Genomic DNA, 13,073 nt, shown 5'->3' on the forward strand with positions numbered 1-13,073 from the left:
GGCAATGGGGATCAATCAAGAGCGATCGCGTAACTGTGGGGCGCGCCTCTCTACGTGGCTGATGCGTTGGTTTTCTCTTCCAGCAGAGCCTTCGGAATATCGTCAAACGACGCGTAGTTGAGATTGTAGAGCCTGGAATAGAGCTTGCGGTTCTTCATGAGCTGCTGGTGGTTGCCGCTCTCGATAAGTTCCCCGTTCTGCAGAACGATTATGCGATCGGCCTCGCGGATGGTGGCGAGACGATGGGCAATGACAAGCCCCGTGCGATTTTCCAGAAGCTTGACGAGCGCCTTCTGGATCTGCATCTCGGTATAGCTGTCGATATTGGCCGTGGCCTCGTCGAGCACCAGGATCTTCGCGTCGGCGACAAGCGCGCGGGCGAAGCTCAAAAGCTGGCGCTGTCCGAGCGAAAGATTTCCGCCGCGCTCGCCAAGCATGCTGTCGTAGCCCTCTGGCAAACGCATGATGAAATCATGTGCCCCAACCGCCTTGGTCGCGTCGATCACCTGTTCGCGCGTTGCCTGCGTCTTGTGGTAGCGAATGTTGTCGAACACCGTGCCGGTAAATAGGAAGGGTTCCTGCAGGACCATGGCGATCTGGTCGCCGAGTGAATCCTGCTTGAGGTCGCGGACATCATGTCCGCCAACGAGCACCTGTCCCTGCTGGACGTCGTAGAAGCGGTGGATCAGTGACATGCAGCTGGACTTGCCGGATCCCGTCGGCCCGACGAGCGCAACCGTTTCGCCGGGATTTACCTTGAAGCTGACATGCTTCAGGACTGGGTGCGCGGGATTATAGCCGAAGACGACGTCACGAAACTCGACGGATCCGTCCATGTCGGCGCTAAGCTCCTTCGCGTCAGGCGCGTCCCTGATGTCGACAGGAACATCCAGAACTTCAGTCAGGCGCTGACCGGACGCCATGGCGCGCTGCATCACCGAATATTGCAGGGTCAGCGACCTGATCGGATCGAAGAACCGCTGGATGTAGAACAGGAAGGCGACGAGGACACCAACGTCGAGCGCCTGATTGAGAACGCGCGCACCGCCGACGACGATGACGAGCGCCATGGCGACGCCGGTCAAGGAATCAACGATTGGCACCATGACCTGGGCGTAGCGGGCAGCTGTCAGGTGGGTCTTCAGGTTCGCCTTCGCCTTGTCGTCGTATAGCATGAAGTTGACGCCCTGGCGATCCATGGCCTGGACGGCGCGCACGCCATGGATGGCCTCGGCGAGCGCACCGTTGGCAACCGAATTGGTCTCGTGCGCCGCCATGAAGGACTTGCGCGCCAGTGGGAGCCAGAAGAGGCGAACGACAAACAGGATTGGCAGGACGGACAGGGTGAGAAGGCCGAGCTTGAAGTCGAGATAGAGCATGACGAAGACGATACCGAAAAGCAGCGCGATATCGCCGACCGACAACACCGACGTCTCCAGGAATTCCTGCATCGAATTGACGTCGCCCTGCAGGCGCGACATCAGTCGTCCGACCTCGGTCTTGTCCATAAACGACAGCGAAACCCGCTGAAGGTGCGAAAACATCGCCCTCCGGATGTCGAACAGAACCTCCTCGGCGACAGTCCCGACAAGCATCTCCTGGGCGTAACTGGCGCAGTAGTTGACCAGGATCGCGGCGAGAAAGGCGATCATCGACCACGTCAGCGCCGAATGGCCAGGATCCGTCCGCATCCCGTGGTCGATCGCATAACGGATGATCAGCGGGATGAGCAGCTGCATCGACGTGAACGTCAGTACTGCCGCTAGGGAAAACCATACCTGCCTTCGGTAGGGATGCACGAACGACCATATGCGCTTGACGATGTTGCCGTCGAAGGCCTTTCCAAACATCTCCTCCTCGATGCGGTGGGAGCCGACAACCGCGCGCGGCGGCCGGCGTCCATCCTCGCGAACGTCGGAGCGCTCGGTTTCCAGTTCCTCGGCCATGTCGTTCCTTTCTAGGCGCTGAGGGCGTCGCCGCCCGGTCGCACCTGCAGTTCATAGAGCGCCTTGTAGCGCCCGCCGACAGCCAGCAACTCCTGATGCGTGCCCCGCTCGACGATCTCTCCGTTCTCGACGAACAGGATCTGGTCGGCATGCATGAGCGAGCCCAGCCTGTGGGCAACGATGATGGTGACGCGATCGGCCGCATATTTGCGCATCGCCGTGCGGATGCGCTGCTCGGTCGCGGCATCGATTGCCGCTGTCGAATCGTCGAAAACCATGACAGCCGGCTTCAGCATCAGCGCACGGGCAATCGTCAGGCGCTGGCGCTGCCCGCCGGAGAGCGAAACGCCGCGTTCGCCGACGACAGTGCCGTAGCCCGTCGGCAGGCCAAGCACGTAGTTGTGGAGCTGCGCGCTTTCGCTGGCCCGTTCGATGCGGCTTTCTTTAGCCCAGGGATCGCCGTAGGCAATGTTGTTTTCAATCGAGGTGGTGAACAGGAAGGAATCCTGCTGCACGACGGCGACCGACCGGCGAAGCGACTGCAGGGTTGCCTTCCTGATATCCTGGCCGTCTATCGTGATCCTGCCCTCCGTAACGTCGTAAAAGCGCGGGATGAGATGGGCAAGCGTCGACTTGCCGCTGCCCGGCGGACCGACGATACCGATCGTTTCGCCGCGCCTTGCCTCGAAAGTCATGTCGCGCAGGACCGCGTGCATTGGCGCGCCGGGATAGGCAAAGCCGACCTTCTCGAAGCGAAGCGTACCGTCCGAAATCGTGAGATCCTTCGCGTCGGGCGCATCGCGCACGGCAACCTCGAGATCGAGCAGGTTGAAGAGCCTTGTGCCGCAGGTGGAGGCGCGGGCAAAGGCGTTTACCATCAGACCAAGCTGGCGCACCGGCATCTGCAGGATCGTCATGAACGTCAGGAACGATGCAAGCGTACCGACCGTGATCTCGCCTGACATGACCTTGCCACCGCCGATCCATAAAACGAGACCCATCGCCGCAAAGAAGGAAAAGGTCATAGCGCTGGTGTTGACGACACGAATGCCGACACGCTGGTGGGCGAGCGCCAGGGCATTCTTTGACGCCGTCTCGAACTTCATCATTTCGTGCGCCTGGGCGGCAAAAGCCCGCACCACCCTGATACCACCGAGGTTCTCCTCCATGATGCGCGTCAGGACGGAAAGCCGTTCCTGCAGGTCGAGCCAGGTGGCGCGAAGCCGCAATTGCGTGACCGAGGAACGCCATGCGACGAAAGGCACGAAGCTCAGCGCCAGGAGGCCGAGCACGACGTCGGTGGTCAGAAGCATGTAGGCGCCAATGCCGATCAGCATGGTCAAAAGCACCATGCGCACAAGGGCCGTCGAGAAATACATGCGAACCCCTTCAAGGTCGAGCAGACCGACAGTGATCAAGTCGCCCGAGTGGACGCTGTCATGGAAGCTGAAGGAAAGCCGCTGGATTTTCTCGTAGCAGGCGAGCCTGAGCTCGTAGCCCATATGATGGCCGACACTCTCGCTGAAGTAGTTCTGGACCATGGTGAAGAGGCCGCGAAGGACGCTGGCACCGAGCAGCAAGAGTGCCGTCGTCAAAAGCGCATCCTGTGCCACTTGTCCTGCCTGGCCGCCTGCCATCGCACCCTGGGTGAGGTCCACTGCCTGGCCAAGCAGTCGCGGGATCATCAGCTGAAAGGTCGAAGCGACGAGGGTAGCACTGATTGCAAGGCCAGATTGCCAGGGATGGCGGAACGCCATGACGGTAATGCGGACCAGCGTGAAGAGGCCCTTGCCCCAGCCCGCCGCGGTCGCCTTCGCCATTGACGCCGAGGGATTCGTCGTGCGTGTTAAAGCATCGCTGCTCACGGTGATGTCCAATACAGAGGTGTGATCGGACGCTGTCCGAACAATGGAATCAATGGAAGGATTGATTAGCACCCTTACTTTTGCCGATTCCTTTAGGCCCTTCAAGTCAAGAATTCACCAGTTGGTTATTTTATCGTGAGCAGAAAGATGCGCTCGCGTCGGCCGGATTGGCGCACTCTGGATAGAGAAAACTCCCAATTTTTTCCGTTGCTTGTCTCCTGTCAGGCGGGCCGCGAGACAAAGCGCTTGCCTAATTGTTTTTTTGAAGCTTTGATACACGACCAGTTTGATAGACTATGAGCGGTTCAAAGCCGCGCGAACCCAAGCGGCGCGGACGTTCCGCGTTGCCACCAGTCGAGACACGATGCGCAAGGTCGCAGGGGAGTTGAGATGACGGTTCATGGCCTGTTTTCCTCGAAATCAGCGGCGGCAGCACGGGCGTCCGCCATCCCGCGGATCGCAATTGTCGGGCGCGGTTTTTCCGGAATGATGACCGCCATCGCGCTGATGAAGATAGTACGCACGCCCTTTCACCTGCAGCTCTTTGATCCCAATTCCTCGGTCAGCGGCGGACAGGCGCTCTCCACAACGCGGGCCTCGACCATCCTCAACACGCGCGTTCGCGATCTCTCGGTCTCGAAAGGTGATGCAGATGACTTCAACGACTGGCTCTGTAGCAACGCGGAATTCCGCGCCGCGGTGCCTGCGGCCATTCCAGGATTCCGCCAGATTTTCGTGCCTAAGGACATCTTCAGCGACTATGTCTACCAGCGCTTCTCGGAAGCATTTTCCGCGCGCAGGGATATCAGCGTCCAGGTTTGCCCGGAACCGGTCGTGGCAATTAGGCGCATGCACAGTGGACGCTTTCTGCTCGAAAGCGGCAGCCCTACCAACCCTCTGTTTGACATCGTCGTTCTTGCAACCGGCTACGGATTGCCAAAGGCCGAGGATCGCGCGGAAGACCCTTCACCGGTAAGAGCCCAGCGCCTGGTGGCACGCCCTCACACGGTGCTGCTCGGAAGCGGCATCAGGGTCGTCGACCAGCTCTTGCAATTGCGCGACACCGGCTATGGCGGGCAAGTGACCATCCTCTCGAGGAACGGGTTCCTGCCCCAGCGCCACACCCCGAATTCTGCCGATCCGGTTTTTCCGGCTGACGCCATGCCGGGGAACCTCTCCGATATCCTGCGCTTCATCCGCAAGGCCTGCCGCGAGGCGGAGGCGGAAGGCCGCAGCTGGCAATCGGTCATGAACGGCCTGCGCAAGCATGCCCGCTCGCTATGGCGCTCCCTGCCGGCGCGAGAGAAGCAGCAGTTCAACCGGCATTTGCGGGCGATCTACGACAGCCATCGCAACCGGTTGCCGGAAGCGATACACGCGCGCCTGCAGGGAGAGCTCGCCAGTGGCAATACCGTCCTTCGTCGCGGCGTCGTCGGCCGCCAGGGCCTGGGCGGCCTGTTTTTTCGCCCTGCCGGTTCAGGCGCGGACGAAATCGTGCATGCTGAGCGCGTTCTGGATTGCCGCTGCCGCGGGCCGCAACTGACATCACCGATGATCGCAAGCCTGCTCGATGAGGGATTGGCACTGCCTGACGAGCTGTCGCTCGGTCTCGCAGTCGATCAGTATGGCCGCCCATGCCTCGACGACGGGTCCGTGGTCGAGGACCTGTTTGCCGTCGGCCCCCTCGGTCTCGGCAGTCTGCCCGATATCGATCTCGTCCCCGAGATCGTCAGCCAGGCTTATGCCGTCGCTGAGCACGCCGCGGAGCGTGTCTATCCCTGCAGCCGGGCGATCTGATCATTCTTTTCGCGCCCGGCTTTCGTTGCTGAGGACGAAGACAAGCAGTCCGGAAGGCATGAGCGACAGAACAAACCAGGTGATCGCGTAGACCAGGTGATTGTTCGCAAAGGCAATCTGCGTCAGCCCGCCAACCGGCAATCCGCCCGGATTGGGCGTCGCGTCGGCGTCGATGAAATAGGGGGCGACGCCATCAATGCCACGTCGATCGGCAATTGCGTCAACGTCGCGCGAGTACCAGCGATCGGTTCCCGGATCGTTGGACCTGATCACCGTGCCTTTCGGCTCCGTGATCCTCAGAAGGCCAGTGATGACAACTGTACTGACCACCTGTCCCTCGCTGCGCGTCGAGGGATCACGCCGGTCCGTCGGAACGAAGCCACGGTTGATCAGCACGAAGGTGCCGTCCGTCCGTCTGAGAGGGGTCAGGACCCAGTAGCCCGGGCCGAGCGTCGTCGACGCATAAACCAGCGTCTCCCTGTCGTTCTCGAGGGTGCCTGCGACCGACACGCGCCGATATTCGTCATCGGCACGGCTAACCTTGTTCCACTCGGCTTGCGCCGGAGCGCCAACCTGTTCTGTGTGGACGCGCTCCTCGACCCGCGCAATCAGCTCCCGTTTCCAGGCCAGCCGCTCGACCTGCCAGAGACCGAGCGCAACCAGTGCGACAGTCAGCGCAACCATCAGGCCGCAGAAAATCGCGAAGCCGGCGACGCTATTCCGTTTTTGTGTCCTGTCAGGGGAGGTGTCGGCCATGGCCAGAAAAACCTTGGCGGGCGGCCAACCGCCGCCCGCTAATGCCACTAGGGCATGTTCTTCATCATCTCGGGGGTCATCGGCATCATGTTCGTGTTCAGATGATGCATGACCCAGAGAGAGCCGGCGAGCGCAATGGCGACGATCAGCAGCGTGAAGATCAGCGCCATCATCGTCCAGCCTCCTTCCGACTGCGGATTCATATGCAGGAAGAAGATCATATGAACGACGATCTGGACGGCTGCGAGCCCCATGACCCAGGCGGCGGTGACGGTCGAGCTCTCGAACACGTCGGCCATGACGAGCCAGAACGGGATTGCGGTCAGGATGATCGAGAGCACGAAGCCGATCATGTAGCTCCTGAAGGTCCCGTGGGCAGCTTCATGCCCGCGGCTGTGGCCATGGTGGGCTTCGTGAGCGTCCTCGGTTGCGGGTGCGTGGGTGGTCATCCGAGAACTCCCATGAGGTAGACGAAGGAGAAGACGCCGATCCAGACGACGTCGAGGAAGTGCCAGAACATCGACAGGCACATCAGGCGGCGCCGATTTTCCGGAATGAGACCGTGCAGCGACACCTGTACCATCAGCGTGACAAGCCAGACGATGCCGAAGGTGACGTGCAGGCCGTGGGTGCCGACGAGCGTGAAGAAGCACGACAGGAAGGCACTGCGGGTCGGGCCGGCCCCCTCGTGGATCAGATGCGCGAACTCATAGAGTTCAAGCCCGAGGAAGGCCAGGCCGAAAACGCCGGTGACGGCAAGCCAGAACAGCGTCGCACCCTTCTCCTTGCGCTCCATCTGCAGCATGGCGAAGCCGTAGGTGATGGACGACAGAAGAAGCATCGAAGTGTTGATCGCCACCAGCGGCAGATCGAACAGATCAGCCGGCGAGGGACCGGCCGCATAGTTGCGGCCGAGAACCCCATAGGTAGCAAAGAGCACGGCGAAGATGAGGCAGTCGCTCATCAGGTACAGCCAGAAGCCCAGCATCGTGCTGCCTTCCGGATGGTGGTCTTCGGTCAGGTAGAATTCAGGCTTGTTGGCCTTGTCGATCACAGTATCGCTCATGGTCTTACACCTGCTCGGCAAGCAGTGCGGTCCGCTTGCCCTCTGTTTCCATGACTTCCTCGGTGGGGATGTAGAAGTCGCGCCTGTAGTTGAAGGTGTGGCCTATCGACACGGCGATCATGGCAACGAAGGACAGGATAGCCAGCCACCACATGTACCAGATGAGGCCAAAGGCCAGCCCGATGCTGAGAACCCCGAGAATGAAGCCGGTGCCGGTGTTCTTCGGCATGTGGATCGGCTTGAAGCCTTCCAGCGGACGGGCATAGCCGCGCGCCTTCATGTCGTACCAGGAATCATGGTCGTGCACGACGGGTGTAAACGCGAAGTTGTAGTCCGGCGGCGGTGAAGACGTCGACCATTCGAGTGTACGGCCGTCCCATGGATCACCCGTGGTATCGCGCAGCTCCTCGCGCTTGAAGAAGCTGACGATGAGCTGAATGATGAAGCTAGCAATGCCGATCGCGATCAGCACCGCACCAAAGGCAGCAAGGATGAACCAGATCTGCAAGGACGGATCCTCGAACTGGGAAAGACGGCGCGTCACGCCCATCAGGCCGAGCACATAGAGCGGCATGAACGCGAAATAGAAGCCGATCAGCCAGAACCAGAAGGACATCTTGCCCCAGAACGGATCGAGCTTGTAGCCGAATGCCTTCGGAAACCAGTAGGTGACGCCCGCCATCAGGCCGAACACCACGCCGCCGATGATGACATTGTGGAAGTGAGCAATGAGGAAGAGGGAATTGTGCAGCACGAAGTCGGCCGGCGGTACGGCAAGAAGAACGCCGGTCATGCCGCCAATGACGAAGGTGACCATGAAGCCGATCGTCCAAAGCATCGGTACTTCATAGCGGATCCGCCCCCGGTACATCGTGAACAGCCAGTTGAACATCTTCGCTCCTGTTGGGATCGAGATGATCATCGTGGTGATCCCGAAGAAGGAGTTCACGCTCGCGCCCGATCCCATCGTGAAGAAGTGGTGCAGCCAGACGAGGTAGGACAGGATCATGATGACGCAGGTCGCGTAGACCATCGACGCGTAACCGAAGAGACGCTTGCCGCAGAATGTGGCCACGACCTCTGAGAAGATGCCGAAGGCCGGCAGCACCAGGATGTAGACCTCCGGGTGGCCCCAGATCCAGATGAGGTTGATGTACATCATCGGATTGCCGCCGAGGTCATTCGTGAAGAAGTTCGTGCCGGCATAGCGGTCGAGCGACAGCAGCGCCAGCGTCGCCGTCAGGATCGGGAAGGTCGCGACGATCAGGATGTTGGTGCAGAGCGAGGTCCAGGTGAAGACCGGCATCTTCATGAAGCTCATCCCGGGTGCACGCATCTTGACGATGGTCGCAATCAGGTTGATGCCCGACAATGTCGTGCCGACACCGGCCACCTGCAGTCCCCAGATATAATAGTCGACGCCAACACCCGGGCTGTAGTCGGCGCCAGAAAGGGGCGGATAGGCAAGCCAGCCGGTCTGGGCAAATTCGCCGATGAAAAGCGAGATCATGATGATGATCGCACCTGCTGTCGTCATCCAGAACGAGAAATTGTTGAGGAACGGGAACGATACGTCGCGCGCACCGATCTGCAAGGGAACGACGAGGTTCATCAGCCCGGTGACGAACGGCATCGCCATGAAGAAGATCATGATGACACCGTGCGCGGTAAAGACCTGGTCATAGTGATGGGGAGGCAGGTAGCCAGCCGAGCCGTTGAAGGCAAGCGCCTGCTGAAGGCGCATCATGATGGCGTCGGAGAAACCGCGCAGCAGCATAATGAGGGCGAGGATGACATACATGATGCCGATCTTCTTATGATCGACGCTCGTCAGCCACTCGCGCCAGAGGTAGCCCCAGAGTTTGAAATACGTGACGACGCCTAGAAGCGCGATGCCGCCCAGCGCGACGACCGCAAAGGTCACGACCAGGATCGGCTCGTGATAGGGGATCGATTCTAGGGTCAACCGACCGAAGATGAACTTCAGGAGGTCAGGATTCGAAAACATGGATTAACCCGTTCATTGATGTCGTATCGACGCAAAGCGCCAGGTCTTAGTTGCTGTTTGGTTGCGCGGGCGCTGCGGCGCCGCCGGTTCCGTGGTCCATGCCAGGCATTGCGTGCCCGTCATGCTGCATGTCCTGCGCACCCGGCGTCGCTGGCGCGACCGAGATACCTGGCATGTTCTGCATGTCGCCGCTCTGGCCATTGCCGTTTTCAGCGCCGGCCGGCTTTGCTTCATCAGGCTTTGTTTGCTCGGCGCCGAGACCTTCGCCCGTCAGGGGATGCACGCCACTCGTTTCGCCGACATGGCGGTCGTCATAGCGCAGCTTTTCACGATTTTCGGCGCTTTCCCTGCCGCCGCCGCCCATCCTGTCGATGTGCATCATCTCGTTCATGCACATTTTGCCTGGGGCTGCGCACATGTTGAGAATTGCGTCGAAGAGATCCTTGTCGACAGACGAGAAGTAGCGAACCGGTTCCCTCTCGCTCGGACGCTCGAGCTTCAGATAGGTGTCCCGGTTGAGCGCTGTACCCTTCTCCTTGACCTGGGCGATCCACTGGTCGAAGCCCTGCTGGTTCACGCCATGGAACTTGAAGCGCATGTGGGAGAAGCCTGCGCCACTGTAGTTGGCCGAAAAGCCGTCAAAGACGCCTTCCTCGTTGATCACAGCATGCAGCCTGGTCTCCATGCCGGGCATGGCATAGATCTGGCCGGCGAGCGCCGGAACATAAAAGGAATTCATCACCGACGAGGAGGTGATCCTGAAGCTGATCGGGACATCGACGGGTGCGGCCATTTCGTTGACGGTCGCAATGCCGAGCTCGGGATAGAAGAACAGCCATTTCCAGTCCAGCGCCACGACCTGGACGGTCAGTGGCTTGGCATCCGCAGGAACGGTGCGCTCGGCGTCGATGCGGTCCAGCGGGCGGAAGGGATCGAGCTTGTGCGTGCTGATCCAGGTAATCGCTCCGAGTGCGACGATGATCGCGAGCGGCGCCGCCCAGATGATGACTTCAAGACGTGTGGAATGATGCCATTCGGGATCGTAAGTCGCGGTCGTGTTCGACCGGCGATAGCGCCAGGCAAAAATGAAAATGAGGAAGATAACCGGAATGATGATCAGCAGCATAAGGACCGTCGATACGATGATGAGGTCGCGCTGCTGTATCGCGATATCGCCCGATGGCGACATGACCACCAAATTGCACCCTGCCAGGGTCAAAAGCAGGGGCAGAATGAGGAGATGGCGGGAAAACCTTGGCAGTTTTTGCACGTCTCTATGCTCTTGTTGTTTCATCCAATTGGCGACTAAAGCACTGTAGCTGATAGCAACATGAGGTGTTTGGTCGCAGTGCAGCAGAAATGCCGCACTGCGGGATAGGTGAGGTAGCGCAGGATGTCAAAACTCCGATACGGGTCGAGGACGTTTACGCGCGACTATTTTGAAGGGCTAATATATCCGGGAAGTCCAATCATGCCAGCATCCCCGCGGCGATTTCTCCACCGAGCCCGCCATTTTTCGCAGGCGCTCGATTTTCGAGGTCGCGCGAGAAACTATTTAGTGTGTTCGGACTTGATAAGCGCGGTAGATTGATCAAGATCGCTCGTGAGGCGCTTTGCCACAGGAGTGCCTCAACGAGGGAGGCATTGCATGGCAGGTACCACGACAAACTACGGCCCATCGTCGACATCGATGGAACAGGATGCACGCCGCATCCACGGCGACAAGCCGGTTTCACCGGGCAGCATCGCGATCGGCGTCGTCATCGGACGCATGTCCGAATTCTTCGACTTTTTCGTCTACGGCCTGGCATCCGTCCTGGTCTTTCCGCAGCTTGTGTTTCCCTTCGCCCCTGACCAACTGACGGCAACACTCTATTCCTTTGCGCTTTTTTCACTCGCGTTCCTCTCACGACCCGTCGGATCAGTCGTGTTCATGACGATCGACCGCCTTTACGGGCGTGGTGTCAAGCTGACGATCGCCCTATTCCTGCTCGGAGGCTCAACGGCCTCCATCGCCTTCCTGCCCGGCTATGCCGAGATTGGCGCCTGGTCGATCGCGCTTTTGGCACTCTTCCGGCTCGGCCAGGGCTTTGCCCTTGGCGGTGCATGGGATGGACTGGCCTCACTGCTCGCGCTCAATGCTCCGCCCAACCACCGCGGCTGGTATGCGATGATCCCGCAGATCGGCGCCCCCATCGGCTTTGCGCTCGCAAGCGCACTCTTCGGATATTTCATCGCAAACCTCTCCAATGAAGACTTTCTAAGCTGGGGCTGGCGCTACCCGTTCTTCGTCGCCTTCGCCATCAACGTGGTGGCGCTGTTTGCGCGCCTGCGCCTCGTCATGACGCCGGAGTTCGGCAGTGCACTCGAACAGCACGAACTCGAGGCCGCACCGATCCGCGACGTGCTGCGCGTTCACGGCCGCGACATCCTGCTTGGCGCTTTCGTTCCGCTTGCAAGCTTCGCCATGTTCCATCTGGTCACCATCTTCCCGCTTGGCTGGACGTCGCTCTATGGCACCCAGGCAGTCGGGGCATTCATGGTGGTGCAGATCGTCGGCGCCGTCGTCGGCCTGATCGCAATCGTCGTCTCGGGCATGATAGCCGACCGGATCGGGCGCCGCGCGCAGCTTGCTATCTGCGCTGTCCTGATCGCGGTCTTCAGCTTCGTCGGTCCGTATCTGATCGCAGCCGGCCCGAAGGGCCTGGATGCCTTCGTGATCGTCGGCTTCGGTGTGCTCGGACTATCCTTTGGACAGGCGACCGGGTCGATCTCCTCCCGTTTTGGCAGAGGCTATCGATACACTGGTGCTGCCTTCACCTCCGACCTTGCCTGGCTCGTTGGTGCTGGCTTTGCGCCACTCGTCGCACTGACGCTCTCCAGCCGCTTCGGCCTGCCCTTCGTCGGCTACTATCTCCTGTCGGGCGCCATCTGCACACTCGCCGCCCTCGCATTCAGCAGGGCGCTGGAACAGCGAGACTGATCCTTTGTCAGGCAAGTAGCCAGACCAGAAAAACCCGCCTTGCAGTCGCGAGGCGGGTTTTTTCATTGACCAGTTTGCTTGACCGGATCGTGCGCTGATCCGACTACATCGCCGCAGCTTGCGTCTGCTTGGCGGCGCGCATAGCGGTCAGTTCGGCCGTCGTGTGATTGAGGCGGTCGGCCAGAACGCGCATGATCTCGACGGCCATTTCAGGGAAATCGCTGAGCAGCTTCAGGAAGTGCTCCTTGCTGATGCGCAGGACTTCCAGCGACGAGGTGGCGCGAACCGTCGCCGTACGGGATACGTCGCACAGGATCGCAATTTCGCCGACGATGGAATTTAATTCCACATCGGCAACCTTGATATCGCCGGCCGGCGAGCGAACGAGGATATCGGCAGTACCTGACAGGACCACGTAGGCTGCATCGCCGGGATCACCTTGATGGAAGAGATCCTGCCCAGCCTTGTATGAGATGCGATCGGATGTGAAGGCCAACAACTTGAGCTTTGCTGGCGCGATCCTCGAGAAGATCGGCACGCGCCGCAGCATTTCGACTTCGTCTCTCAAGAGCATATACGTACTACCCCTGCCGCACTTCTCCGGTGCGCGGCTAGACCGTGGCGCCTCTCAAGGGGTGCCATCTTGTTGTCC

Annotated in this window: 10 protein-coding genes; 2 read left to right on the forward strand and 8 right to left on the reverse strand. The window is 60.0% G+C overall.

What is annotated here, in order from left to right:
- Positions 1–50 precede the first annotated feature (50 nt).
- Both RGCCGE502_RS27820 and RGCCGE502_RS27825 read right to left on the reverse strand, forming a co-directional pair.
- On the reverse strand, positions 51–1,946 hold the full coding sequence (locus RGCCGE502_RS27820; RefSeq protein ID WP_016557550.1) for an ABC transporter ATP-binding protein: 1,896 nt from the start codon (positions 1,944–1,946) through the stop codon (positions 51–53).
- An 11-nt stretch (positions 1,947–1,957) separates the two neighbouring features.
- Complete coding sequence (locus RGCCGE502_RS27825) at positions 1,958–3,766, reverse strand: ABC transporter ATP-binding protein (RefSeq protein WP_016557551.1); 1,809 nt, start codon at positions 3,764–3,766, stop codon at positions 1,958–1,960.
- Between the two features lie 435 nt (positions 3,767–4,201).
- Here RGCCGE502_RS27825 and RGCCGE502_RS27830 point away from each other — a divergent pair, with 435 nt between their 5' ends.
- On the forward strand, positions 4,202–5,608 hold the full coding sequence (locus tag RGCCGE502_RS27830; RefSeq protein ID WP_016557552.1) for an FAD/NAD(P)-binding protein: 1,407 nt from the start codon (positions 4,202–4,204) through the stop codon (positions 5,606–5,608).
- Here RGCCGE502_RS27830 and RGCCGE502_RS27835 read toward each other — a convergent pair whose 3' ends face one another.
- The 5 genes from RGCCGE502_RS27835 to cyoA are packed head-to-tail and all read right to left on the reverse strand — an operon-like array spanning position 5,609 to position 10,708.
- The gene (locus RGCCGE502_RS27835) at positions 5,609–6,364 is read right to left on the reverse strand and encodes an SURF1 family protein (protein ID WP_040675885.1); all 756 of its coding nucleotides are present in this window, start codon (positions 6,362–6,364) and stop codon (positions 5,609–5,611) included. It lies immediately after the preceding gene.
- A 47-nt stretch (positions 6,365–6,411) separates the two neighbouring features.
- A complete protein-coding gene (gene cyoD / locus RGCCGE502_RS27840; RefSeq protein WP_016557554.1) occupies positions 6,412–6,813 on the reverse strand; it encodes a cytochrome o ubiquinol oxidase subunit IV in 402 nt (133 codons plus the stop codon).
- Positions 6,810–7,430, reverse strand: coding sequence for a cytochrome o ubiquinol oxidase subunit III (gene cyoC, locus RGCCGE502_RS27845; RefSeq protein ID WP_016557555.1), 621 nt, complete (start codon positions 7,428–7,430; stop codon positions 6,810–6,812). Before cyoC ends, cyoD begins: the two co-directional genes overlap by 4 nt.
- 4 nt (positions 7,431–7,434) lie before the next feature.
- Complete coding sequence (gene cyoB, locus RGCCGE502_RS27850) at positions 7,435–9,438, reverse strand: cytochrome o ubiquinol oxidase subunit I (RefSeq protein WP_016557556.1); 2,004 nt, start codon at positions 9,436–9,438, stop codon at positions 7,435–7,437.
- Positions 9,439–9,484: 46 nt separating this feature from the next.
- A complete protein-coding gene (cyoA, locus tag RGCCGE502_RS27855) occupies positions 9,485–10,708 on the reverse strand; it encodes a ubiquinol oxidase subunit II (RefSeq protein ID WP_040675806.1) in 1,224 nt (407 codons plus the stop codon).
- 378 nt (positions 10,709–11,086) lie between these two features.
- On the opposite strand from cyoA, the gene RGCCGE502_RS27860 reads away from it, so the two are divergent.
- Positions 11,087–12,421: an MFS transporter gene (locus tag RGCCGE502_RS27860; RefSeq protein WP_016557558.1), complete on the forward strand. Its 1,335-nt coding sequence runs from the start codon at positions 11,087–11,089 to the stop codon at positions 12,419–12,421.
- Between the two features lie 103 nt (positions 12,422–12,524).
- On the opposite strand, the gene RGCCGE502_RS27865 is transcribed toward RGCCGE502_RS27860, so the two are convergent.
- Positions 12,525–12,995 (reverse strand): cyclic nucleotide-binding domain-containing protein, encoded by a 471-nt coding sequence (locus RGCCGE502_RS27865; RefSeq protein ID WP_016557559.1) that lies wholly within the window; start codon positions 12,993–12,995, stop codon positions 12,525–12,527.
- Positions 12,996–13,073: the final 78 nt, after the last annotated feature.

The organism is Rhizobium grahamii CCGE 502, assembly GCF_000298315.2.
Classification (GTDB): domain Bacteria; phylum Pseudomonadota; class Alphaproteobacteria; order Rhizobiales; family Rhizobiaceae; genus Rhizobium; species Rhizobium grahamii.

What these genes read in the sequence shown, in the direction of transcription:
- RGCCGE502_RS27820 (WP_016557550.1), bottom strand. Translation starts at nt 1,946, where the DNA reads ATGGCCGAGGAACTGGAAACCGAGCGCTCCGACGTTCGCGAGGATGGA.
- RGCCGE502_RS27825 (WP_016557551.1), bottom strand. Translation starts at nt 3,766, where the DNA reads ATGGCGAAGGCGACCGCGGCGGGCTGGGGCAAGGGCCTCTTCACGCTG.
- RGCCGE502_RS27830 (WP_016557552.1), top strand. Translation starts at nt 4,202, where the DNA reads ATGACGGTTCATGGCCTGTTTTCCTCGAAATCAGCGGCGGCAGCACGG.
- RGCCGE502_RS27835 (WP_040675885.1), bottom strand. Translation starts at nt 6,364, where the DNA reads ATGGCCGACACCTCCCCTGACAGGACACAAAAACGGAATAGCGTCGCC.
- cyoD (WP_016557554.1), bottom strand. Translation starts at nt 6,813, where the DNA reads ATGACCACCCACGCACCCGCAACCGAGGACGCTCACGAAGCCCACCAT.
- cyoC (WP_016557555.1), bottom strand. Translation starts at nt 7,430, where the DNA reads ATGAGCGATACTGTGATCGACAAGGCCAACAAGCCTGAATTCTACCTG.
- cyoB (WP_016557556.1), bottom strand. Translation starts at nt 9,438, where the DNA reads ATGTTTTCGAATCCTGACCTCCTGAAGTTCATCTTCGGTCGGTTGACC.
- RGCCGE502_RS27860 (WP_016557558.1), top strand. Translation starts at nt 11,087, where the DNA reads ATGGCAGGTACCACGACAAACTACGGCCCATCGTCGACATCGATGGAA.
- RGCCGE502_RS27865 (WP_016557559.1), bottom strand. Translation starts at nt 12,995, where the DNA reads ATGCTCTTGAGAGACGAAGTCGAAATGCTGCGGCGCGTGCCGATCTTC.